This window comes from Sphingobium chungangianum, assembly GCF_977014255.1.
This window is the reverse complement of record NZ_CDRNIV010000006.1, coordinates 1,588,988-1,612,353: the sequence shown is the minus strand read 5'-3', so window position 1 is coordinate 1,612,353 and position 23,366 is coordinate 1,588,988. Positions and strand designations below refer to the sequence as shown.

Annotated in this window: 24 protein-coding genes; 8 read left to right on the top strand and 16 right to left on the bottom strand. The window is 63.7% G+C overall.

Features of this window, described 5'->3' with window-relative positions; all coding sequences use genetic code 11:
• Positions 1-214: 214 nt before the first annotated feature.
• Positions 215-787, top strand: coding sequence for a hypothetical protein (locus tag ACWNC0_RS14995; RefSeq protein WP_449472686.1), 573 nt, complete (start codon positions 215-217; stop codon positions 785-787).
• A gap of 136 nt (positions 788-923) precedes the next feature.
• On the opposite strand, the gene ACWNC0_RS14990 is transcribed toward ACWNC0_RS14995, so the two are convergent.
• Entirely contained in the window at positions 924-1,694 is a 771-nt protein-coding gene (locus ACWNC0_RS14990) for an alpha/beta fold hydrolase (protein ID WP_449472684.1), read from the bottom strand.
• 141 nt (positions 1,695-1,835) lie between these two features.
• On the opposite strand from ACWNC0_RS14990, the gene ACWNC0_RS14985 reads away from it, so the two are divergent.
• The gene (locus ACWNC0_RS14985) at positions 1,836-2,276 is read left to right on the top strand and encodes a MarR family winged helix-turn-helix transcriptional regulator (protein ID WP_449472682.1); all 441 of its coding nucleotides are present in this window, start codon (positions 1,836-1,838) and stop codon (positions 2,274-2,276) included.
• Positions 2,277-2,458: 182 nt separating this feature from the next.
• Here the strand turns inward: ACWNC0_RS14985 and ACWNC0_RS14980 are convergent, their stop codons facing one another.
• The 7 genes from ACWNC0_RS14980 to ACWNC0_RS14950 all read right to left on the bottom strand — a co-directional run bounded on the left by ACWNC0_RS14980 (position 2,459) and on the right by ACWNC0_RS14950 (position 8,346).
• Positions 2,459-3,025, bottom strand: a complete 567-nt coding sequence (locus ACWNC0_RS14980) for a hypothetical protein (protein WP_449472680.1) — start codon at positions 3,023-3,025, stop codon at positions 2,459-2,461.
• A 111-nt stretch (positions 3,026-3,136) separates the two neighbouring features.
• Complete coding sequence (locus ACWNC0_RS14975) at positions 3,137-3,766, bottom strand: TetR/AcrR family transcriptional regulator (RefSeq protein WP_449472679.1); 630 nt, start codon at positions 3,764-3,766, stop codon at positions 3,137-3,139.
• A 60-nt stretch (positions 3,767-3,826) separates the two neighbouring features.
• A complete protein-coding gene (locus ACWNC0_RS14970) occupies positions 3,827-4,975 on the bottom strand; it encodes an alpha/beta hydrolase family protein (protein ID WP_449472677.1) in 1,149 nt (382 codons plus the stop codon).
• Between the two features lies 1 nt (position 4,976).
• Entirely contained in the window at positions 4,977-5,753 is a 777-nt protein-coding gene (locus ACWNC0_RS14965; RefSeq protein ID WP_449472675.1) for a cyclase family protein, read from the bottom strand.
• 2 nt (positions 5,754-5,755) lie between these two features.
• Positions 5,756-6,685: a 3-keto-5-aminohexanoate cleavage protein gene (locus ACWNC0_RS14960; protein ID WP_449472674.1), complete on the bottom strand. Its 930-nt coding sequence runs from the start codon at positions 6,683-6,685 to the stop codon at positions 5,756-5,758.
• Between the two features lie 15 nt (positions 6,686-6,700).
• On the bottom strand, positions 6,701-7,840 hold the full coding sequence (locus ACWNC0_RS14955) for an FAD-dependent oxidoreductase (RefSeq protein ID WP_449472672.1): 1,140 nt from the start codon (positions 7,838-7,840) through the stop codon (positions 6,701-6,703).
• Positions 7,837-8,346: a hypothetical protein gene (locus ACWNC0_RS14950; RefSeq protein ID WP_449472670.1), complete on the bottom strand. Its 510-nt coding sequence runs from the start codon at positions 8,344-8,346 to the stop codon at positions 7,837-7,839. The genes ACWNC0_RS14955 and ACWNC0_RS14950 overlap by 4 nt, the downstream gene beginning before the upstream one ends.
• A gap of 22 nt (positions 8,347-8,368) precedes the next feature.
• Here ACWNC0_RS14950 and ACWNC0_RS14945 point away from each other — a divergent pair, with 22 nt between their 5' ends.
• Positions 8,369-8,701, top strand: a complete 333-nt coding sequence (locus tag ACWNC0_RS14945; RefSeq protein ID WP_449472669.1) for a hypothetical protein — start codon at positions 8,369-8,371, stop codon at positions 8,699-8,701.
• A gap of 236 nt (positions 8,702-8,937) precedes the next feature.
• Here the strand turns inward: ACWNC0_RS14945 and ACWNC0_RS14940 are convergent, their stop codons facing one another.
• Genes ACWNC0_RS14940 through ACWNC0_RS14930 form a run of 3 tightly spaced genes read right to left on the bottom strand, consistent with a single transcriptional unit; the run spans position 8,938 to position 11,384 of the window.
• Positions 8,938-9,807: an NAD(P)-dependent oxidoreductase gene (locus ACWNC0_RS14940; protein WP_449472667.1), complete on the bottom strand. Its 870-nt coding sequence runs from the start codon at positions 9,805-9,807 to the stop codon at positions 8,938-8,940.
• Complete coding sequence (locus ACWNC0_RS14935; protein ID WP_449472666.1) at positions 9,804-10,427, bottom strand: glutathione S-transferase family protein; 624 nt, start codon at positions 10,425-10,427, stop codon at positions 9,804-9,806. Before ACWNC0_RS14935 ends, ACWNC0_RS14940 begins: the two co-directional genes overlap by 4 nt.
• A 9-nt stretch (positions 10,428-10,436) precedes the next feature.
• The gene (locus ACWNC0_RS14930; protein WP_449472665.1) at positions 10,437-11,384 is read right to left on the bottom strand and encodes a VOC family protein; all 948 of its coding nucleotides are present in this window, start codon (positions 11,382-11,384) and stop codon (positions 10,437-10,439) included.
• Between the two features lie 174 nt (positions 11,385-11,558).
• Between ACWNC0_RS14930 and ACWNC0_RS14925 the strand changes: the two genes are divergently transcribed.
• Genes ACWNC0_RS14925 through ACWNC0_RS14910 form a run of 4 tightly spaced genes read left to right on the top strand, consistent with a single transcriptional unit; the run spans position 11,559 to position 17,120 of the window.
• Positions 11,559-13,817: a TonB-dependent receptor gene (locus ACWNC0_RS14925; RefSeq protein ID WP_449472663.1), complete on the top strand. Its 2,259-nt coding sequence runs from the start codon at positions 11,559-11,561 to the stop codon at positions 13,815-13,817.
• A gap of 14 nt (positions 13,818-13,831) precedes the next feature.
• A complete protein-coding gene (locus tag ACWNC0_RS14920; protein WP_449472662.1) occupies positions 13,832-14,821 on the top strand; it encodes an amidohydrolase family protein in 990 nt (329 codons plus the stop codon).
• Positions 14,822-14,871: 50 nt separating this feature from the next.
• The gene (locus tag ACWNC0_RS14915; protein ID WP_449472660.1) at positions 14,872-15,861 is read left to right on the top strand and encodes a fumarylacetoacetate hydrolase family protein; all 990 of its coding nucleotides are present in this window, start codon (positions 14,872-14,874) and stop codon (positions 15,859-15,861) included.
• Positions 15,858-17,120, top strand: a complete 1,263-nt coding sequence (locus ACWNC0_RS14910) for an MFS transporter (protein ID WP_449472658.1) — start codon at positions 15,858-15,860, stop codon at positions 17,118-17,120. The genes ACWNC0_RS14915 and ACWNC0_RS14910 overlap by 4 nt, the downstream gene beginning before the upstream one ends.
• Positions 17,121-17,156: 36 nt before the next feature.
• Here the strand turns inward: ACWNC0_RS14910 and ACWNC0_RS14905 are convergent, their stop codons facing one another.
• Entirely contained in the window at positions 17,157-18,155 is a 999-nt protein-coding gene (locus tag ACWNC0_RS14905) for a LysR family transcriptional regulator (RefSeq protein WP_449472657.1), read from the bottom strand.
• A 136-nt stretch (positions 18,156-18,291) separates the two neighbouring features.
• Here ACWNC0_RS14905 and ACWNC0_RS14900 point away from each other — a divergent pair, with 136 nt between their 5' ends.
• On the top strand, positions 18,292-18,726 hold the full coding sequence (locus ACWNC0_RS14900) for a MarR family winged helix-turn-helix transcriptional regulator (RefSeq protein ID WP_449472655.1): 435 nt from the start codon (positions 18,292-18,294) through the stop codon (positions 18,724-18,726).
• Positions 18,727-18,797: 71 nt separating this feature from the next.
• Here ACWNC0_RS14900 and ACWNC0_RS14895 read toward each other — a convergent pair whose 3' ends face one another.
• Genes ACWNC0_RS14895 through ACWNC0_RS14880 form a run of 4 tightly spaced genes read right to left on the bottom strand, consistent with a single transcriptional unit; the run spans position 18,798 to position 23,361 of the window.
• On the bottom strand, positions 18,798-20,483 hold the full coding sequence (locus ACWNC0_RS14895; RefSeq protein WP_449472653.1) for a thiamine pyrophosphate-binding protein: 1,686 nt from the start codon (positions 20,481-20,483) through the stop codon (positions 18,798-18,800).
• Positions 20,467-21,507 (bottom strand): ABC transporter ATP-binding protein, encoded by a 1,041-nt coding sequence (locus tag ACWNC0_RS14890; RefSeq protein WP_449472651.1) that lies wholly within the window; start codon positions 21,505-21,507, stop codon positions 20,467-20,469. The genes ACWNC0_RS14895 and ACWNC0_RS14890 overlap by 17 nt, the downstream gene beginning before the upstream one ends.
• A complete protein-coding gene (locus tag ACWNC0_RS14885; protein ID WP_449472650.1) occupies positions 21,500-22,507 on the bottom strand; it encodes an ABC transporter ATP-binding protein in 1,008 nt (335 codons plus the stop codon). The genes ACWNC0_RS14890 and ACWNC0_RS14885 overlap by 8 nt, the downstream gene beginning before the upstream one ends.
• Positions 22,504-23,361 carry an ABC transporter permease gene (locus ACWNC0_RS14880; protein ID WP_449472648.1) on the bottom strand — a complete coding sequence of 286 codons (858 nt, stop codon included), beginning with the start codon at positions 23,359-23,361 and terminating at the stop codon, positions 22,504-22,506. The genes ACWNC0_RS14885 and ACWNC0_RS14880 overlap by 4 nt, the downstream gene beginning before the upstream one ends.
• Between the last annotated feature and the right edge of the window lie 5 nt (positions 23,362-23,366).

Below are 23,366 nucleotides of genomic sequence, written 5' to 3'. Positions count from 1 at the left end.
CGAAATGGGCTCCATCTCGCAAGCTACCGCAATTCGTCTCTTTGCAAACGCAGGCAATCATTGCGCCTTCCCGGAATGCGATCAGCCACTCGTTCGACGTGACGGCACCATCATTGGCGAGATGTGTCATATCCGGGCGAGGAAGCCTCTCGGACCTCGTTATCTTGCTGCCCAAAGCGCGAAAGAGCGCAACGCATATGAGAATCTGATCGTCTTGTGCCGCAATCATCACAAGATCGTCGATGCGCAGCCCACCGCGTACACGGCCGAAGTACTTCAGGAAATGAAGGCTCTCGCCGAGGAAAAATTTGGGCGCCCGGTGCAGCCAACCGACAAGATTTTCGCAAAGATCGTGCTTGAAGCCTCCTCTGCCTTTTCTCTGACTGCGGAGAATTCAAATGTCGCGATCAACAGTCCGAATGCGATCCAGGCCAACGTCATAAACTTCCGGTCAACCCGAAAGGTCACTGCGGTTACGCCGCCGCCCGACACGATCGGCGCGGACGGCGATGCCGCTCGCTACGTCGAGTATCTCGTCGGCCGCTACAATGACTACGCCAAGAACGAGCCCGCACGATCACGCGCATTCAGCCATGCCGCCATCAGGAAGAATATAGAGCATAATTTCGGAAGCCGCTGGCAGCTGCTGTCGCGTACGCGATTCAGAGAGCTTTGCGATTATCTGCAGGGCCGAATTGCGCGAACAAGGATCGCCAAGCTCAGCAAGGCCCGGGGAATCAAGGCTTTCTCGACCTTTGAAGAATATATTGCCAAGCATAGCGGATAGAGCAGCCGGCTGCGCGCGCGGTTCAACACGATTTGGGCGGCCTCATTCTGCGTCGTTCCGACCTTGCGCACGACAACGAAAGCGCCGGATTCCCTTTCGGGAACCCGGCTCCTTTTCGTGGCCTTAAGAGACAGACTTATTCGGCGCCCTTCGCGGCGTCTTCGATGATGCTCGCGACTGCCCGCGGCTGCGAGACATAGACCGAGTGGCTGGCGGCGACTTCCTCGACGGTCGACCCGGCGCGGGCGGCCATAATGCGCTGCGCGGGCGGCGGGATCATCTTGTCGTCGCTGGCGACGAGGTACCAGCTCTTCTTGGCGCGCCACGCGGGGGCGGTCACGGCGCCGGCGAGCGCATTGACGCCCCACGGCACTTGCGAGGCGGCCATGAAATCGGCGACTTCGGGCTTCACGTCGGCCGCGAAGGACGCTGCGAACTTCGCCTTGTCGAGGAAGAGATAGCCGTCGACCGGGGGCAGGATCGGCGGGACCGGCGCACCGGGGGCGGGGTTGGCGATCAGCGAGCCTACCGATTCACCTTTGTCGGGTGCGAAGGCGGCGATGTAGACGACGCCCGCGACCTTGGGATCGGTGCCGGCTTCGGAGACGACCACGCCGCCATAGCTATGGCCGACGAGGATCACCTTGCCTTCGGCGGCGGCGATCGCGCGCTTCGTTACCGCGACATCGTCTTCAAGCGAGTTGGTCGGGTTCTGGACGATCGTCACCTTGTAGCCGTCCTTCGAGAGCAGCTTGTAGACGTCGGCCCAGCCCGAACCGTCGACGAAGCCGCCATGGACGAGAACGACCGACTTCACGGGTTCGGCATTATTCTTGGCGAGAACGGGGGTGGTGCCGAGCGACAGGGCGGCGGCAGCGGCGGCGAGGATTTTCTTGGACTGGGTCATGGCACTTCTCCTTGGATCATTTCGCGATAATCATTATCGCGATAAATGACGTTTAAGGCTGGACATCCATCTATGTCAAAGATAAAATTTATCGCGACAAATGAATTTGCCATAAGATATTGATCCAAGAGGAATCATTTTATGTCCGGACCCGATGGAAAACCGCTGCCGCTCGATGCGCAGCTCTGTTTTTCGCTCTATTCGACGACGATCGCGATCAACCGGCTCTATAAGCCGATGCTCGATTCGATGGGCGTGACCTATACGCAGTACCTGGTGCTGAGCAGCCTTGCCGAGAAGGATGGGATGACGATCGGCGCTATTGCCGAACGGCTGGCACTCGAACCGAGCACGATCACGCCGCTGGTCAAACGGCTCGAAGCCGCCGAACTCGTTACGCGCAAGCGCAACTCCGCCGACGAGCGCCAGGTGCATGTCCACCTTACCGTCAAGGGCAGGGCACTCTACGAAGGCGCCGGCTGCCTCACCGATGCGTTGCTTGCCAACTCGAAGCTGTCGGTGCCCGAAATGGTCGCCTTCAACGAACAGGTGCAAAGACTTCGCAGTGCCCTTACCGAATAGGTGCGCCTTGCTCGCCCGTTGCGAATTGGGTGCCGACGTGCGGCGCTTTGGGCGTCATGCGCGCCGTCGAGGGCGATAAGTGCCCGCTGATATGCGCTGGCTATGCAGGGCCCTGAACTGATCGACCGCGACTAGAACATTCGGCCGTTCGTGCGGTTCGACATGATTTGTGCGTGTGTATTTTACCGACGATATGCGATGCCGGGCTTCATCCGTGCAATCCGGGGATCGTCCGCTTTCATCTTTAGCGCTCTCAACTTGCGGCGACCATTTTCGAGAACCTCGGCGGTCATGATGCGCTCATCGTCAGCAATAGCGCCAAGATCTACATCCTCATCGGGTAGAACCACCGTCGCTCGATTGCCGACACACGCGACGACCTGCGTCATGTCTTGTGCGGCCGCATAGGACCAGCTTTTGATCTGGTCATAGAATGGCGCATCGCGCCATGCGGTCGGGCGACCGGGATCAAGATGGATTGCGATCCGTTTTCCCTCGAGCTCGGAGACGATGACCATCTTGCTGGAGGCTGGGAACCAACGTTCATCGACTTCCGGCCATGTCAGGTAACCGCAGTAGAATGTTGCACATTCTTTCGGCCGGCTATCGTAGATTTTACAGCCTTTGCCGATGTCGCATTGTGGACACCATTGCCCTTGAGGTTTGGCTAGCGCGTCAATCTTCAGAACCTTGCAGCAAAGTGTGCAGGTCCCGCAACTGCGTCCCGGCAATATTGGTGAATCAGTCATTCCCTTGTCCTCGGCGAATAACCTGAGCGAGCGGGAAGGGGAGGTCAATCGGCTTGCCGGCGCGAGCATTTCGATGTGGCGGTTGATTGGACGCGCCCATCTCCCGCGCGATCATGCACTCCAGATGCGGAGAAAGGCTGTAACCGCGAGGTTCGTTTCTCGTTCGGTTATCCGGGCGTCGCGCGCTTGACCGAGATCAAGGAGCGCGCGCTGATACTCGCCAGTTTGGCAGAGACCCGCGAACTGGTCGACAGCGATTGCTGCATCTCCCGCGCGTAGTTTGCCGCGTGCGATAAGCGCAGCAAAATAGGCTTCGAGCCGCTGCTTGCCGCGGCGTGGACCGCGTTCGTAAAAGAGGCTGGCAAGGTGAGGAAAACGCGTCGCTTCGCCGACAACGAGGCGTTGGAGCTTCAGGATCGGCTCGGAATAGATCGTCGAGAGGAGTGCATGCGCGTAGCGCCTCAGCACGAGTTCGACAGGCTCGTCTGGTGGCAGTGCAACCGAAAGTGCCTCGCCGTAGCGCTCGACGATGTCATCGACGACCGCGGCGAACAGCTCCTCTTTCGACGGGAAGTAGCTCCACAATGTCGACTTCGAACCACCGACGTCGCTTGCGATCGAAGACATCGTCGTCCCGCCATAGCCGCGGGCGAAAAATGCCTCGGTAGCGGCGATCACGAAGCCGCGCCGGCGCGCGATCGCGGGATCGTCGGCCCGCGCGAGGGGCGCACTATCCGTCACGTCCGGACTCGCTCCTTTTGTCCAGGGGGCGCAGGGACAAGGAGCGGACGCCTCTCTGCGCTAGCCGAGATTGTCCGCGACCCAATCGCTGATGAACTCCTGCGCGGGATGCATGTTGTCGGCGCTGACATGCTCGACACCACCAAGCTCGGCGTCGAAAATCTTGAGTTCGCATTTCGGGCTGGCCGTCGCCTGCGCGTGCGAGCGATGCGCCGCCTCGAGCGGGATCTGGCGATCATTTCCGCCATGGGTGATAAGATAGGGGACGTCGATCCGCTCGACGACGCCGTCGAGCGTCATTCGCGGTGCCCATTCCATAAAGCTTTCCATGTCAGGCTTGCCGAACACCCACATGACATGCTCCCAATAATGCGGGACGGGGTTTTCGCCTTCACGCTGCAAGCGCCGCTTCTGAAGCTCGCCCCAGAAATGGTTGGCGCCCCACGAGACGCACAGCTTGAGCCGTTTCTCGAAGGCGGCGGCACGCGGTGCATAATAGCCGCCGAGCGACCAGCCCATGATGCCGATGGCATCGGCATCGACGTCGCTCCGCGCTTGGAGCATGTCGACAGCGGGAGAGATCCAGGCTTCGCTGTCGTGGCGACCGTGCAGGCCGCGCAGCCGAAGCGCTTCGCCGACCCCCGGATGATCGATCATGAGCGTCGAGATGCCGCGCGCGGCGAGCTGATCGCCGATACCCGACCAGTAGATCATCTCCTTGACGCTATCGAGACCGTTGGTGTGGATCATGCACGGTGCCGGCCCGCCATCGGCGCGGGTTGCGCGCACGAAAAGGCCCGGATAGCTGCTGCCTTCATAGGGAATCTCGACGCGCTCGACGTTGCGGCCGCCGAGATCGGCCGACCGCTGCATCGCCGCGAGCATCATGGCATAGGCCTGCTCGCGCGGCGCGAAGCCATGGCGCTGCATGCGTTCGGCGGTCATATAATAGATGCAGGCACGGCGGAATTTGTCGCTCGCGCTCAGCTTGTGGCCCGCTTCGACATCGGCCTCTGCCTGATCGACGAGGCGATCGGCGAGCTTCGTCCAGGACTCGAAAAAGGCGGCGGTTCCTTCGTCTGCGCCCTGCTTGGCGGCCTCGCGGACCGGTTCGTTCGCGGCGTCGATCTCGCCGATCGATCCGCCCATGCATAGGGCGAGATTGACCGACAGGTTCCAGACATAATTCCCGGGAAAAGGTTCGTACATATCAGTCCTCGAAGATGGCGACGGCGCGGGTCCAGCCTGCGGAGGCTGCGCGGATTTTCATGGGGAAGCAGGCGATGGTGAAGCCGGTCGGCGGCAGCACCTCGAGATTGTGGAGCTTTTCGAGGTGGCAATAACCAATGTCACGCCCGGCCTTATGGCCTTCCCAGATCAGCCCGGCATTGCCGGTCTCGAGATATTTCTCCTTCGTGTAGACGAAGGGCGCATCCCAGCTCCAGCCGTCGGTGCCCGTCAGTCGGACGCCGCGCTCGAGCAGATACATGGTCGCTTCATAGCCCATGCCGCATCCCGCGGTGACATAGTCGTCATTGCCGTAGCGCTTGCCGGCGCTCGTGTTGACGACGACGATTTCGAGCGGCGAGAGCGTGTGGCCGATGCGGGCGAGCTCGGCTTCGACGTCCTTGGCGGTCACGACATAGCCGTCCTCGAAGCGTGTGAAATCGAGCTTCACGCCGGGCTGGAAGCACCAGTCGAGATCGACTTCGTCGATCGTGATCGCCCGCTCGCCCTTGTTCATCGTCGTAGCGAAATGATAGGGCGCGTCGAGATGCGTCCCATTGTGGGTGATGAGCTCGATCCGCTCGATCGCCCATGCCTCGCCATCGGGCAGATCCTCGGGCTTGAGCCCGGGGAAGAAGCCGGCAAGCTCAGGCACCGACATCTTGTGGTCGATATAGTCGATCTTGGGCCGGAACACCGGCGGGTCGGAGATGACGTCGTTTTCGAGGAAAATCGACAGGTCGACGATGCGCCTTGCCATGATCAGAACTCCACTCGATCGCCGCCCTTGAGCGACAGGATCTCGCGCGCCTCGGCCGGCGTCGCCGGTTCGAGGCCCATTTCCGCGAGGATGCGAACGATCTTCTCGACCTGCTGGGCGTTCGACGCGGCGAGCTTGCCGCGTTCGATGAACAGGCTGTCTTCGAGCCCGACGCGGACATGGCCGCCGAGCAGCGCCGCCTGCGTGAGGAAGGGCATCTGGTGGCGCCCCGCCGCGAGAACCGACCATTGGAAGGTGCCGGCACCGAACAGGCGGTCAGCGGTCTGCTTCATGAACATCAGATTGTCGAGATCGGCGCCGATCCCGCCGAGAACGCCGAAGATCATCTGGACGAAGAAGCCCGGCTTCACGAGCCCGCGGTCGAGGAAATGCGCCAGATTGTAGAGGTGCCCGACATCATAGCATTCATGCTCGAAGCGGGTTCCGGCATCTTCGAGCGTATCGAGGATCGTCGCGATGTCGCGGAAGGTGTTGCGGAAGATATAGTCGTCGGAGTTGACGACATAATCCTTCTCCCAGTCATATTTCCACTCGTTGATGCGCTTCGCCGCCGGGAAGAAGGCGAAGTTGAGCGACCCCATATTGAGCGAGCACATTTCGGGGCGGAACTTCTTCGCCGCGGCGAGCCGGTCGACGACGCTCATCGTCGCCGCGCCGCCCGTCGTGATGTTGATCACCGCGTCGGTCGCCTGCCGGATGACTGGCAGGAAGCGGGCATAGACCTCAGGATCGCCGGTCGGGCGGCCGTCCTCGGGAACGCGCGCATGGAGATGCAGGATCGCAGCGCCGGCTTCGGCCGCCGCGATCGACTGTTCGGCGATCTCCTCCGGCGTGACCGGAAGCGCGTCCGACATGGTAGGCGTGTGCGCGGAGCCGGTAACGGCGCAGCTGATGATGACTTTATTCTTCATACGACTTCCTGCCGATCAATAGGGTTGCATCATCGCGATGGTCGCTTCGTGAAGAAGCTCGCCTGGGCGTGCGTCGGGGTTGTGGGCGCCGTTCCATTCCTCGAGCTCCCAAGCCGCGATCTGGCTCGACGCATCGACAACATATTTTGCGCGCGCAAAGCGCCGCTCCATGAACTCGCCGAGCAGGTCGTCGAGCGCGCGGTCCTGCCCGAGCAGTTCGCCGAGCAGGACCGCGTCTTCGATCGCCATCGCCGCGCCCTGCGCGAGATGCGGCGTCGTTGCATGCGCCGCATCGCCGATGACGACCGTCCGCCCACGATGCCAGGGAGCCGGCAACATGAGATTTTCCATGGGGCGGTAGACCACGCCGGCGTCGTCGACGATCTGGTCGCGATAGTCTGCCACAATGCCCGAATAGCCCTGCATGCGCGTGCGCATCGCTTCGGCGAGGCCGTCCTGCGCCATCATCGGGTTGCCCGGCTCGTGAGTGACCAGCAGCAGATACATGGCGTCGGCCGACATCGGCACGATCCCCGCCTTGCTGTCGGGTCCGAAGAATAGCGCGCCCCATTCGGCGTCGGCGGGGCGGGGCAGGTTGTAGCGCCACACGCCCTGGCCGGTGAATTGCGGGCGAAGCGCGTCGCCGAACAAACGGTTGCGGATATCCGAATAGAGGCCGTCGCATCCGATCACGAAATCATAGTGCGCTCGCTCGCCGTCGCTGAAGGCGACCTCGACCCGCTCGCCCTGGTCGTCGAGCGTCTCGGCGGTCGTGCCCAGCCGGATGCGCGCGCCGTGGGCGGTCGCCGCATCGACGAGGATCTGATGGAGGCGAGGCCGGGTGATGCCATTGATCGGCGGATAGGCCGGCGCGGCATCCGAGGTCGCCGGCGCCTCGAACAGGAGCGCGCCCGAGGCGTCGCAGATGCGCCAACCCGGATAGCCGGCGCCCTGTTCGGCGCACGCCTGTGCGAGCCCGATCCGGTCGAGCGCCCGCAACGTGTTGTTGGGCTGGATGATGCCGACGCCATAGACGGTCCAGGCCGGGTTCTTCTCGATCAGATCGACCTCGATACCCTGCTGGCGCAGCGCGACCGCGGCGCAGAGCCCGCCGATCCCGCCGCCGACGACAAGGACTTTGGAGACGGCGCTCATGCCTTCGCCTCGCCGTCGCGGACGTCGAGACCCTCGGTGATATAGTTGAACTTCCACTCGGGCTCGTCGGTGAGGAAGGGCGGAAGGTCGTGGACGAAATGCGAATAGCCGAAGAGCGGCGAGTCCCAGTTGCGGGGGACCCAGCTGTCGTCGACATAGTCGCTGTCGGCGCCATATTCGGCTTCGCCGCCCGCAGGGCAGGGAATATAGTAGAAGAGCGCGGAATCGATGCGGTGGCGACCGAGGCCGAAGTGCGACTTTTCCCAGCCGCGGCGGACCATATGGTTCGCGCCGATCATGATCTCGTCGATATCCTCGACCCCGAAATTGGCATGGTGGAAGCGGAGCGTGCCGTCCATCTCGGGGATCGGAGCGTGCGCATTGAGGAGCAGCAGGCTGTGGTGGCTGTTCGATCCGTCGGCGCGCAGATATTTGCCGAAGCCCGGCTGCGAGTCCGAGAGTTCTGAAGTTGAGGCGCTCGCGCATGAAGCAATGGCCGTCCTCATAGTCGGGCACCGAGAAGACCACATGCGCGATCACCTTGGGCCGGGCGCGAAGCCGCCATTTGCGATGCTGGTTGAGGCGCCGCACATGCCCGGGCGCGTTGATCGGGTCGGGCGCCGAGACGACCGCGCGCTTGGCGAACAGCCGCAGGCCCATCGGCACGCCGAAGTCGGCAACGAAGCGGACGGTGCCGTCGGCGTCGGTTGTTATGCTACGGTCGCGCGCGAGGTCTTCGGCGAGACGGTCGAGCGCCTCCTGCGTGTCGACGCCCCAGATGACCTCATGGACGCCGTCGCCGTTGATCCGCGAATTCGCCGGAAGCGACGCGTGTCCGCGCGGCCGGATGACGACATTTGACCCTTCGGGAAGCTGGAAAAACGAGCCGTCCTCGGACGATGCGAGGCAGGGGAGACCGAAGTCGGTGAAAAAGCGGGTGGATACTGAAACGTCCTCGACACTGTAGGTCAACGTCTCGATGCCGAGAATGGCCATGAGAATCTCCGGTCAAAATTGGGTTTAAGGCAGGATCGCAGCGTCGAGGCGGCTTGCATAATTGCCATGTTCGATGCCAATCATCGGGCGCGCCTATCCGCTCATCGCGGGCGCATGAGTTCGTAGACGGCGGCAGGATCGGCTCCGCCAAACCCTTCCTCGCCAGCACGCGAAAAAGCGGCGAGCGCGGTGTCGAGCAAATCGACCGGGGTCACGGCCGAGACCCGGATCGCCGTGAGGAGATGAACGAGGCCATCGAGCCGACCGATCGTCGGGGCATATTGCCGCGATGCCATGAGCTGTCCGCGGTGTGCGAGGGCGCCTGACCCGGCGGGCCCGTCCGCAAGTGCTTCGAGCATCCGGTCGGGGGATACGCCCTGGCTCTCGACGAAAGCGAGCGCCTCGGCCACGGCGTGCGTGTGGATTCCGATCAGCATCAACGCTGCCGATTTCACGATGCTGGCGCTTCCCGGCGCTCCGGTCGGCACGATCCGCGCCGCGATGATTTCGAGCAAGGGGCGAAGCGTGTTGAGCGCTCCCGTGTCACCGCCCACGACCAGCGTGGCCTTATGTTCGCGCACCGCATCGGCGCTGCCGCTGATCGGGGCTTCGACATAGGCATGTCCTGCAGCGGATGCGCTTGCGAAAGCGGCCTGGGTCTGCCGGGCGGCCATCGATGTCAGGTCGACGATCGTCACCGGGGTTTTGGCATGGCCGATGATGTCCTGCACAACCGCGAGGCTCGTCGCGCCGTCCGGGAGCGCGAGGAGGATCGTCGGGCAGCGGTCGACCAACGCCTCGATGGTGGGAGCGGCGACACCGCCGAGCGCGACGAAGCCGGATGTATCACCGCGGCGAAATCCCATGACGCTTTGCCCCGCTGCAAGAAGCCGTGTCGTCAGGGCGCAGCCGATATGACCGAGACCGATGAGGCCGACCGGAGTGTCGGAGTCGACGGCGAGCGCGTTCATTCCCCAATCTCGAGCAGCGGGCTCTGATGGCGAACGAGCGCGCGCCGCACATCGTCACGCCCACCGAGGTTCTTCGCGAGCGCAGTGAAAGCCGGCAATCGATCGACCGGCATCATGTCGCGCATTGCCCAATGATAGAAGAGCAGGGCATAGGCGCCGACGCCGAGCGGCAGCGGCACGGCGTCGCCGCGTCCGGCGAGCCACATGTCGATGCGCTCGAGCTCTTGCCAATAGCGCGGCTCGGCGCTTTCCTTCAGCGCGGCCTGTGCGGCGGGATCGTCGGTGAACAGCATCGGACGAGCGAACTGGCGCCGGACGATATGAGAAACCGAGCCGAACCAGGCCATCGCGGAGAGCGCGGAAGCGAGGTGGTCCTCGCGCACGGGCAACAGGCTCGCGGTCGGATGGCGGCGCGACAGCCAGAAGATGATCGCCGTCGTATCCGGCAATATGAGATCGCCCGCCGAAAGCGTCGGCACCTTGCCGCTGGGGTTTTTCGCGCGCAGCGCGGCGCGGTCGCCCGCGAGATCGACCTCGACGGGCTCATAGTCGCGGCCCGTGGCCTCGAGCGCGATCATCGCGGCGAGCGAGCAGGCCGGCGGGGCGTAGAAAAGCCGCATCTCCACAGCTTACGGCCGCACGCAATTGCGGAAGCGTTCGGGCGGTTCGTCGCCCCATTGGGTGATCATGCCCTCGCGGGCATCCCAATGATTGGTCTCCGCGGCCGCGTTGAGACGGTCGGAATCGGCCCAATGCTCGTGCGAATAGCCGAACGGGTCGGCCCAATAGTCGAAAACCTGGCTGCCCAGGAGATGGCGTCCGACACCCCACATATGTTCGTAGCGGCCGAGCGATGCGAGATAGTGGTGGTCGGCGAGGACAGCATCGATATCCTGTGCCTCGAAGGATATATGCTGGAGGCCGCTGCTGCCGTTGGCGATGATGAAGACCGCATGATGATCGACATAATCGTCGCCGTCGTCGACGCGGATGAAGGCGCCGATGAGCTGTTTCTGCGGCCCCGCGGTGACTTCGTCCGACGAGATGGTGCCAAGCGTCTCGTGGAACCAGTCGATCGTCTCGCGCACTTTCGGCGAGCCGAGAACGACGTGCGCGAGACGCCGCACCGGCGTCGGCGCACCGCGGCGCAAGCGGTAGAGTTCGCCTTTGCGCAATAGCGGCTGCGCCGCGCTATTGTTCGGCTGGCGTTCGACCGCGATGGCGGGCGCCGGAGCGATGCCGAAAACGAGATCGACGTCATAGCCGTTGGGTTCCTGCACCCGAACCCGCGATCCGCCGCCGGGGGCGTCGATCGCCTCGACCGGGCTGCCCGTCGCGGCCGAAAAGGCTTCGAGGTCGGCGCGCGATTTGGCGTGAAAGGCGAAGCCGAGGAAATGGGCAGGGCCTTCCTCGAGAATATAGCAATAGGGCGACGGGTCGGTGCCGCGATAGAAGCGGCGCTGGGGCTCGCGTTCGGCGGCGACAAGGCCGAAATCGAGCAGGAACTGCTCGGCAAGGTCGAGGTCGGGGACCTGGACGCGGCAATAGGCGAGTTCCGAGGCCTTCACGATGGCCATTTTCCTGTCTCCCTCGATGATGATCGGCGCGCTTTTATGGAAGCGCGCGCGCTGTGAAACGGGGCTAGCTTCGGGTGCGAAGGGCGTGAAATCGGATATGCCGATACTGTTCATCGGTAGCCGCGATATGAGCCCGAAACGCCGGAAATCCGCCGGATAGGCGAGACATGGTGCATGGCGATGGTTGAAATAGGCAATTACGATTGTCGCCGCCGCCGCCTTGTCGCCACTTTCGATGGAAAGCAGATCACGGAGGGTTTCATGCGTCTTTTTCTTTTGAGTTCGGCAAGCGCGCTGGCGTGCTTCGGGATGGCGGGCCAGGCCAACGCCCAGACGGCCGATACGAATCCGCAGGCGCCTGGGGAGGTGTCTGCGGATACCGCCGATGCTGCAGCGGCAAGCGCGGCCGAGGCGGCCGGCGAAGGCGAGACATCGGGCGAGGATATCGTCGTGACCGCGCTGCGCGGACGCACCGATCTCCAGCGGACGCCTGCCGCGGTGACAGTCGTCGGGGGCGAGCTGCTCGCGCGTCAGCAGATTGTCGATGTACGCGGCCTGCAGGCGCTCGTGCCGTCGGCGCGCTTCAGCGCGGCGAACACCTCGACGCGCATCTTCATCCGCGGCGTCGGGTCGGCGCTCGACTTCTATTGGGTGCCCGAAACGACGGCGGTCAATCTCAACGGCGGCTATGTCCCGCGCTTCGCGACGACCGGCGGTTTCTACGATATCGAGAGCGTTCAGGTGTTACCGGGGCCGCAGGGCGTGCTCTACGGGCGCAGCGCCGGCGGCGGCGCCGTCCTCATCAACACCCGCAAGCCGGTGTTCGAAAATACCGCATCGGGCCGTTTCGACTATGGCAATTACGACAACATCCATGTCGAGGGCGTCGCCAATATCGCGCTGACCGACAATCTCGCGGTGCGCGGCGCGGTGTCGCTGACCAATCGCGATGGTTATCAATCCTATGGCCTGCAGGGTGACGACAGTTTCTCGGTCCGTCTTTCTGCGCTGTACGAGCCCAGCGACGCCGTCTCCTTCTATCTCTGGGGAACCCATTTCAAGCAGACGGGCAAACCCACTGCCGCTGCCTATCAGCCGCTCGACCGCAGCCGCAGCGCCTGGTTCGTCCCAGCCAACGACCCCGTCACCGGCCGCGACAACACGACAGGATCACGCCTCGACTATCAATATTCGATGGCGGGCTATGCGCTGACCGTCGATCTCGGCGGCGCCGAACTGGCCTATAAGGGCTCCTACCTCCGCCAGAGCGAGAAGGCGCTGCGCAAGCTGATCGGCAATGATCAGGTTCTCGACAATGCGCAGAGCCAATATACGCAGAGCCTCCAGCTCTCGGGCGATAGCGATGTCTTCGACTGGATCGCGGGGGTCGAATGGTTTTACGCGAAATCGCGGTTCAACTCGCAATTGGGGCCCAATCGTCTCGGCTCGATCCTCGACCCGATCCGGCAGCGCAGCATTTCGGGGTTCGCGCAGGGAACCTTCCATGTCACCGACGCGCTGCGGTTGGTCGCGGGCGCCCGCTACACGCGTGACAGCCTCAAGCTCGACGGCACCAACATCCGTTGTTTCGGTCCCTGCGTGTTCCCCGTGGTGAGCTTCGACGAAAGCTGGCGCCATCTCGATGTCAAGGGCGGCTTCGAGGCCGATATCGCGCCCCGCGTCCTGCTCTACGGCAATATCCAGACGGGCTATGCGCCGGGCACGGTCAACACCGTCGTCGCGCAGGGCGTCACGCCGCCTGCCGGCGTGAACCGCGAGATCAGGCCGCAGACGCTGCTCGCCTATACCGGCGGCATCAAATCGACGCTTGCCGACGGTCTCGTGACGCTCAACCTCGAGGGATATCATTATCGCTACAAGAATTTGATCATTCAGTCGTTCGTCGCGGCGCTCAACCAGCAGACGCTGTTCAACGCGCCGCGCGCGACCGTCTATGGTCTGCAGGGAACGCTGACTCTTCGGCCGAGCGACAAGGATACGCTGACCGCGAACGTTGCCTATACGCATGGACGCTACGGCGATTTCCAGGCGACGCCCGCGGCGCGCAACATCGGCGGGCTCCAGATGGTCTATACGCCCGACTGGACCGCCAGCCTTGCCTATGACCGCCGTTTCGACCTGTCGGGCGGTGCGCGGATCGATGCCCGCATCGCGACCTATATCTCGTCGAGTTATTGGGGGACCTTCGACCATTCCGGAATGGTGCGGCAGGGCTCCTATACCCGCAGCGATGCGTCGCTGACCTATGTCGCGCCCGACGATCGCTGGTCGGCGGGTGTCTGGATCAAGAATATCGAGAATGAGGCGGTCGCCACGGGCCTCTCCTCGTCGGGATATGCGGCACCCTTCTCGGGAGCGACCTTCCTCGAGCCGCCGCGCACCTATGGCGTCACGCTCGGGTTCAAAATCTAGGAGAGGGACGTGTCATGAGCGAAGCCGTTGCGAGCAAATACCGGCATTTCTGCCCGAAGTGCCTCGATTTCCACGCCCATTTCCTCCATCCCGAGGTCTTCGAGACGGGGCATCCGCACAGCGTCTCCTCCTGTTTCGGTGCCAATCTTCTCTCGCCCGATACGCCGGTCTTCCGCCGGATGTTCGAACCCGAGCTGCAGATTGCCGACATGGAGGCGACGGGCGTCGACACGAACATATTGTCGTCGGGCGACGTCATCCAGAGCCGGAGCTGGGCTACACCCGACGAAGAGGACCGGCTCGGCAAGCTCGTCAACGACGAGTGTGCGTCGTGGGTGGATCGCTTCCCCGACCGCTTTATCGGCAGCGCGGTTCTCCCGCTTGGCGACATGTCGCTTGCGCTACGCGAAATGGAGCGCACTGCGGCGATGGGCCTGCGCATCCTCAACCTGCCGAGCAATTATCGCGGCACCTATCTCGGCGAGGCGCGCTTTGCCGAATTCTGGGATGCGGTCCTCGAACAGGATCGCATCGTCTTCATTCATCCCGAAGGCGTCGCCGATCGCTGGTTCCAGAATTATGCGATGTGGAATTCGATCGGTCAGTCGATCGAAGAGGTCAAGGTCATGTCGTCGCTGATCTATGAGGGCGTCCTCGAGCGTTGCAAGGGCGTGAAGATCGTGATGGCGCACGGCGGCGGATATATGCCGCACTATATGGGGCGGCTCGACCGCAATGTGACCGACAAGCCGTTCACCGCCAAGAATCTGACCAAGATGCCGAGCGCCTATCTGCGCGACTTCTATTACGACAGCTGCGTCTACGACGCGCGAACGCTCGAATTGCTTGTCGAGCGCGTCGGCGCGGATCGCGTCGTGCTTGGCGGCGACTATCCGGTCGGGGGCTATGACCCGATTGACTTTCTCGAAACGGCCAATCTTTCGGATGCCGACCGCGCCGCGATCGCGGGCGGCAATGCCGCCGCCTTGCTCGGCCTCCTCTGACTATTTGCGCAGCGCTCCGGCGCCGCGCCCAGATAAGGATCAATAACCCGATGTCCGCACGCCAGGATCAATTTGCGCTCGGCAGCTTTTCGGTCGGCGACGGCCCCCGTTTTCTCGGCCTTGTCGACGGGGAGAAGGTCTACCGCGTCGCCGATCTTCTTCCGCAGCCTGCCGCGGCGGATCCGAGCCTCTACGATCTGCTCCAGAACTGGGGCGCCAGTTTCACAGCGCTCCAAGCGGCCTTTGCCGCACGGCAGCCCGAGGCACCGTTTCTTGTCCACCAGCTTCGTGCGCACGCACCCGTGCCCGAGGCGCGCCAGCTCTTTTGCACCGGCGCCAACTACCGCAAGCATGTGATCGAGATGGTCATGGTCATGGATCTTCCCGAGACGCAGGGAATGAACAGCGCCGAGAAGCGCACCTATGGCGAAGCCTATGTCGAGAAACAGCTCGCCGAGTCCGAACCCTATGTCTTCATGAAGCCGGTGACATCGATCGCCGGTCCCGACGACAGCCTCCTGCTCCCCGATCATTCGCAAATGGTCGACTGGGAGCTCGAGCTGGTTGCAGTCATCGGCCGCGACTGTTTCCGCGCGGCGCGCGAGGATGCGCTCGACTGCGTCGCGGGCTATATGATCGGTAACGACCTGACCGCGCGCGATCGCGTCCGCCGCACCGATGCGGGCGCGATCAGCCCCGACTGGATCGCCGCCAAGGGTGGACCTGGTTTCCTGCCGACCGGGCCCTTGTTCGTCCCGGCCGAATTCGTTGCCGATCCGCACGACCTTGGTATGCAGCTCAGCGTCAACGGTGAGCTGATGCAGGACGATCGCACGAGCGACATGACCTTCGACATCCCCCGGCAGATCGCCTATATCTCGCGCTTCGCGCGGCTGATCCCCGGCGACCTGCTGTGCACCGGCAGTCCGGCAGGCAACGGCATCGGCCGCGGTATCTTCCTGAAGGACGGCGACGTGATGGAGGCGCGCATCGAAGGGCTCGGGCGGCAGCGTGTCCGCTGTGTGGGCGGCGGCGCATGAGCGGCGCGCTTCAGGAGACCGGAGGGCTTTCGCGGATGGCTGGTCACGGCCGGGAAAAATTCGCAGCGATCGCCGCCGCCTTCCTCGGGCTGATGGCGGGATATCCGAGTTCGTACGGCGCCACCGCCACGACCTTCATTCTGCCTCTGACGCAGGAGTTCGGCTGGGGACGGCTGATACCGTCGCTGATGTATCTCGCATCGATGACCGGCATGATGGTGACCTCCTTCTGGCTCGGCCGTTTGATCAAGCGCTTCAGCGCGGCGCGGGTCGCAGGCTGGTCGGGCCTCGGCCTCGCGATCGCGATGGTGATGCTCGGCCTCCAGACTGGTTCGGCAGCGCTCGCGATCGGTCTCTGCTTTTTCGTCGGTATCCTGGGTGCGGGCACGGGGGTCGGCCTCTATCTCTCCGTTCTGCCCGCATGGTTCGACCGCGACCTGGGACGCGCACTTGGATTTTCGATCGTCGGTCAGAGCGCCGGCATTGCGGTCATGCCGGCCTTCGCCGCGACCGTCACGAGCGCCGCCGGCTGGCGAACCGCCTATATGGCGCTCGCGTCGGCACAGATCGCGTTGACACTGATCGCTGCGACGGTCCTGTTCTGGCTCGCACGGCGCGCCGTCCAGCTTGCGCCTTCGGCCACAGTCGCACCCGCAGCGGGGATGCGCGCCGATGAAGCCATCGCCGATCGCCGTTTCTGGCTCCTCATTGCCATTCTCTTCTTCGCGTCGACGGGCGTTTTCGGCGCCGCGATCCACATGTTCCCGCTTTTCGTCGATCGCGGCGTCGATCCTGCCGGGTTGCCGATGGTGGCGCTCTCGCTCGGCGTCGGCACGCTGATCGGCCGTATCGGATCCGGTTTCTTGCTCGATCATTGGGAAGCGCGGCTCGTTTCGGCGCTCTGTTTCGGAACCGGTGCGTTGGGCGTGGGCTGGCTGATCGTTGCCGGAGCGCAATTGCCCCCGGCCGCGGTGCTCCTGACGCCTGCGCTCATCGGTGCTGCGCTTGGCGCTGAATCGGACATCCTCGCCTATCTGGTCCGGCGGTTGTTCGGCATGCGCGATTATTCGGTGATCTATAACCGCCAGCTCATCGCCTATTATGTGGGTGCGGTGACCGGAACGCTGGCCTTGGGCATCGCGTTCGACCAACTCGCCGATCCTACCATCGCGCTGGCCGGGCTTTGCCTCTGCTGTATCGTCGCGGCGGTGCTCAGTCTGATGCTGCCGTCGACGCGTTGCGGCAGCATGGAGAATTGACCGGCGAGCATCGTGCCGGTTGTGAACCGCGTTCGGTCAGGCGACGCTTGCGAGCAGGGCAGGGGCGGTAGCCGCGCGATATGCTCCCGCCATCGGCCAGCGCCGGACGATTTCGTCTTCGGCACCAACGCAATCGGCTTCCTCGGCGAGAATGTCGCGAAGCCAGGCATGCGAAGCTTCGTCCGCGTGGCGCGGATGCCAGAACATGGTCTCGTTGATGCGCGGGATCGGGAAGGGCGGAACGACGCTGCGCACATTATAGGCCTCGGGGGCCATGCGGGCGAGCCGGTTCTGAACAACGCCGACGAGGTCCGAGTGCGCGACGATCCGCGGGATCATCGAAAAGTCCGGCACGGTGAAGGCCGGCTGATAATCGGGCGCATATTGACGCAGCGCATTCGCCTCGATCGTATCGAGATTGCCAGCCATCTGGACCCCAACATGCGGAAACCCGAGATAGTCGTCGAGCTCGGGTTCGGCCGTGAGCGGATGGTCGTCGGCGACAAGGGCGACGAAGCGATCCGAGAAGAGATGCGCGCTGAGGAGGATATCGGTGCCCGCTTCCTTGCTGAGGAGGCTCTTGTTGTCGGTGCTGATGCAAAGATCGATCTCGCCCGACATCATTTTTTCGACCGGCGCGTTGAGCGGCTGGACCGCGAGCCGGACACCGGGTGCGATATGTGCGATCCGTGCCATGACGCGCGGCATGAAGATCAGCGTACAATAGTCCGAGGCCATGACGGTGAAGGTCCGACGGCTCGTCGCGGGATCGAAGGCCGGCTGGGCGCGTACGAGCGACTGAACACCGGTCAGCGCTTCGCGGACGGGTTCGATCAGCGACAGCGCGAAGGGCGTGAGCTCCATGTTGCGGCCGTTGCGGACGAGCAGCTGGTCCTCGAACTGGTAACGCAGGCGCTGGAGCATGCCGCTCATCGTGGGCTGTGTGACATGGAGCCGCTCGGCAGCGCGCGTGACGTTGCGCTCGTTGAGTAGCACATCGAGGGCGTTGAGCAGGTTAAGATCGAATCTCGGCATGCCTCATCCTTTCCCCGCGATCGCCGCCGGCCTGATGCGGGCGGTTCCTTCGCTTTATCGCGGCGACTCTGGTGTTCGCCTATTTACATTGCATGTGATATAATTCAGATGACGGGCTCTGTCGAGGGAGAAAGATGTGACGTTCCAGCGTGAGCAATCGGTGGGGCATTTGGTCAACTGGGCGGCGCGGCTGTTCGCGCGTCGGATTGACCGCCGCTTGCGGCCGCTGGGAATCTCGTCCGGACAGATACCGGTCTTGCTGTCGCTCGCCGAGGTGCCGGGGATTTCGCAGAAGGCGATTGTCGAACGGGCATCGGTCGAGCAGCCGGCGGTCGCCGCGATGCTGATGCGCATGGAGAAGTCGGGACTGGTAGCGCGCGCGCCGAGTCCTGATGACGGCCGGGCAAGCCTGTTCAGCCTCACCTCGCGAGGCGAAGCGGTGATGAGCCGGCTCTACGCCGAACTCGACGGCGGAAACCGCGCCGCGCTGGGGGGGCTGAGCGAGGAGGAGAAGACGGTGCTGATCGCGATGCTGCAGCGTGTCATTCGGAACATAATCGAAGGGGACTAGGTCTGTCGTCGCCGAGGATCGGCTGTCTGGTGCTCCGGCACAGCCGCTGCAGGCGATGCCGGAGCTCAAGTTTAACGGGCGGCGAGCGCGGCCTCCCGGATTTGCGTCAGCGTCATCGCGGGCGTCAGTGCTTCGGGATCGATCTGCAGTTCGATCAGCGCCGCCTTGCCTGCGGCCCGTGCGCGCTCGAAGGCTGCAGGGAATTGCCCGGTTTCCGTGACCAGTTCGGCATGCCCGCCATAGGCGCGTGCCAACGCAACGAAATCGGGATTGTGAATATCGGTTGCTGACACGCGTCCGGGGAAATGGCGTTCCTGATGCATCCGGATCGTCCCGTACATTCCATTGTTCACGACGATGACGATTACGCCGGCACCGAACTGCATGGCAGTCCCGAACTCCTGCATCGTCATCTGGAAGCAGCCATCGCCAGCGAAGCAGACGACCGTGCGGTCGGGATGCTGGATCTTGGCGCCGATCGCGGCGGGAAGGCCGTATCCCATCGACCCCGAAACCGGCGCGAGTTGGGTCCGGTAGCGACGATATTGATAGAAGCGATGGACCCAGACGGTGTAGTTGCCGGCGCCGTTGGTAATGATCGCATCTTCCGGCAGCGTGTCGCGCAGATAGGTCATCACCGCGCCGAGCTGGAGCGGGCCGGGCGTCTCGCCCGGCGTCACATGCACCTCATATTCGCGGCGCGCCTCGCGCAGTCCTTCGTGCCAGACACCGGTCGAGATAGGGAGGGCGGCGAGCGCCTCGGCAGTCGCCGGAACGGAAGCCGCAATGCCGATATCGGCTTGGTAGACGCGGCCGATTTCCTCGGGGTCCTGATGGACATGGACGAGAAACTGGTCGGGGCGGGGAATTTTGAGATAGGTGTAATTGCCCGACGGCACCTCGTCCATGCGGGTTCCGAGCAGCAGAAGCCAGTCGGCGCTTTTGATCCGCGCCGCAAGCTTCGGATTGATGCCGAGGCCGACGTCGCCGACATAATGGGGATGACGGTTGTCGAAATAGTCCTGCGCGCGAAAAGCCGCGGCGACGGGCAGCGACCAGTTTTCGGAGAAACGCCGGACATTTTCGCAGGCTTCGGCATTCCATCCGCCACCGCCCAGAATGACGAGCGGCGCACGCGCCCGCGCGAGACTTTCGGAAAGGCGTTCGAGATCGGCGGGACGGGGCGCCGCTCCGCCGGGCGCGTAGCGCCGGCCGAGTGCCGGGGAGGCTCGCTCGGTCAACATATCTTCCGGTAGCGCGAGCACGACGGGACCCGGGCGGCCCGAGGTCGCGACATGATAGGCGCGGCTGATGATCTCCGGAATGCGTGCCGGGTCGCTTATCTCGACCACCCATTTGGCGATAGATCCGAAGACCTGCTTATAGTCGAGTTCCTGGAACGCCTCGCGCTCACGCGCATCGGTGGCGACCTGGCCGACGAAAAGCAGCATCGGCGTCGAATCTTGCGCAGCGATATGGACGCCGGCGCTGGCGTTGGTTGAGCCGGGTCCACGCGTCACGAAGCAGAGACCGGGCGTGCCGGTCAGCTTGCCATGTGCCTCGGCCATCATCGCCGCGCCGCTTTCATGCTTCGCGGTGACCAAGCGGATATTGGCATCGACCAGCGCGTCGAGCACCGCGAGATAGCTCTCGCCCGGCACGCAATAGGCGATCTCTGCACCATGGAGTTCGAGGCAATCGACGAGGAGCTGCGCGCCGGTGCGAGCTTCCGGCTTTACTTCAATGTTCAACGTCATTCTCCGCAGCTGTTTCGAGCATGGTGTGGTGGGGCGTTCCGGCCTCGTCCGGGACAGCCGGATTGTGGCAATGAAGGATATGCTGTCCGGCCAACTGGCGCGCGCCCGGCCATTCGAGTGAGCAGACCGGAAGGGCCTGTCCGCAGCGCTCGTGGAGCGGGCAGCCCGTGGGAGCGCGGAGCGGCGACGGGATTTCTCCGCTCAGCATCGGCGCCGACAGCGTCGCGGCGGGATCGTCGTCGATCCGCGGCACCGACGCCACGAGCGCTCGGCTGTAGGGATGACGCGGGGCGTTGCAGATCGCCTCGGAGCTGCCCGTCTCCATCGGCCGCCCGAGATACATGACGAGCACCCGGTCGCAGATATTCTTGATCACAGCCATATCGTGGCTGACGAACAGCATCGACAGTCCGCGGCTCACGCGAAGATCGTCGAGAAGGTTGAGGATTTGCGCTTGAACCGAAACGTCGAGCGCCGAGACGGGCTCGTCGCACACGAGGAGCTGCGGCTTCAGGACGAGCGCCCGCGCGATGCTGATGCGCTGGCATTGTCCCCCCGAAAATTCATGTGGAAAGCGGTCGGCGACTGCGTCGGGATCGAGCCCGACCTCCGCCATCGTCTGCCGGACGAGACTTCGCCGCGCGTCGGGGCTCATGCCGCCCGCAATCACGAGACCCTCTTCGATCAGGTCGCCGACGCGCCGCCGCGGATTGAGCGAGGAGACGGGGTCCTGAAACACCATCTGGACCTTGCTGCGAAGTGCCTTCAGCGCTGCGCCGCGCGCACCGTTGACCTCGATGCCGTTGATCGCGATCGATCCTGTGGCATTTCCCTTGCCGAACCGGATGAGTTGCATGATCGATTTCGCGACCGATGACTTGCCGCAGCCGGACTCGCCGACGAGGCCCAGCACTTCGCCGGCGTGCAGCTCGAAGCTGACATCGCGCACAGCATGGAGGCGCGCGCCCGGCAGGCGATAGGTGACGTTAAGATCGCGAACGCGAAGCAGGGGCGTGTCAGTCATGCGCCGCTCCCTCATGCTTGATGGGGTTCCAGCAGGCGAAGCCATGCCCGCCGCCGGCTTCGGTGAAACCGGGCTCGTCGCTGTGGCAGCGTTCGCTTGCCTGGTCGCAGCGCTGGGCGAAACGGCATCCCGGCGGCAGGTCGACGAGGCGCGGCGGCAGGCCGTCGATCGTGGCGAGACGGCTGTGCGACGGGGCATTCATGTCGGGCTGCGAGCGCACAAGCGCCGCCGTATAGGGCATGCGCGACAAGCGCAGCATGCGTGGATCGGGAATACGCTCGAGCAAGCGTCCCGCATAGAGGATCGCCACCGTGTCCGCGTAGCGCGCTATGACGCCGAGATCATGGGTGATGAGCAGGATGCTCATGCCGCGGCGTGCTTGTTCGGCTCGGAGCAGGTCGAGGATCTGGGCCTGGACGGTGACATCGAGCGCCGTCGTCGGCTCGTCGGCGATCAGGAGCTCGGGCTCGCAGGCAAGCGCGATCGCGATGGCGACGCGCTGCCGCATGCCCCCCGACAGGCTCGACGGATAGCGCGACAGCATCTGCGCGGCGTCGGCGATGCCGAGCGAGGTGAGGAGGGCTGCCGCCTTAGTTTTTGCGTCGGACCGGCTCACGCTGAGATGCAACCGCATCGACTCGGCGATCTGTTCGCCGATCTTCATCACCGGATTAAGCGACGACATCGGATCCTGGAAGATCATCGAGATACGCCGTCCGCGCATCTTGCGCATCTCCGGTTCGGGGAGCGCGACAAGATCGCTGCCATCGAAGCGTATCGCACCGCGGGTCTCGACCGAGCCTGTGGTCGGCAGCAGGCGGAGAATCGAACGGGCGAGCATACTCTTTCCCGATCCGGACTCGCCAACCAGCCCGACCGTTTGCCCGTGCGGGATGGAGAGCGAAACCCGGTCCAGCGCGCGAACAAGGCCGCGGCGGGACGCGATGGTGAGCGAATAACCCTCTATCGAGAGCAAAGGCGCACGGTCGGACGGCGTCATAGCCGGGCATCCCTGCTGTTGGTCAACATGGCGAACTGGTCCCCGATCAGATTGAGCGATAATATGGTGAGGAACATCACGGCCGACGGGACGAGCGAGAGCTGCGGATCGGTGAACAGATATTCGTGACCTTCGAAGATCATCTTGCCCCAGGAGGGTGTCGGTGGCGGGACGCCGATCCCGAGGAAGGAGAGGCTGCCTTCGAGAACGACGACCACCGACATGGTCATGAGCGCATAAGCGAAGGTTGGCGGAAGGACGTTCGGCAGGATGTCCTTCCAGATGATGCGGAAATGCGAGGCGCCGAGCGCGCGCGAAGCGAGCACGAACTCGCGGTTGGCGAACGACAGCGTCGTTGCGCGGATGATCCTGAGCAGGTTCGGAATGGTGAAGATGCTGATGACGACGGCGAGATTGAACAGCGTCGCGCCGGCATAGAAGATCAGCCCGATCGCGAGGATGATGCGCGGAAAGGCAAGAAGGGTATCGTTGAGGATGTTGATCGCGCGGTCGACGATGCCTCCCGCATATCCCGCAATCACGCCGAGGGGCAGCGCCACCGCGAGACCGATCGCGGGGGCCGTCACCGCGAGCATGACCGAGATTCGCGCGCCGTGCGCGACGCGAGCGAGCATGTCGCGCCCGAGCGCGTCGGTCCCGAGGAGGTGCGCGGGCGAGAAAGGCGCCGCGGGATGGATGAAATCGGGCTTCAGCGGATCCTGGAGCGGCAGCACGAAGGCGAACAGCAACAGCAGCACGAGCCAGGCGAGCGATGCGTAGAAGACGAAGCCGAGCTTGCGCCAGACCGAGGCATCTGCGCGCGGCTTGCGCCCCGGACGGGTCGCGGGCGACATGGCGG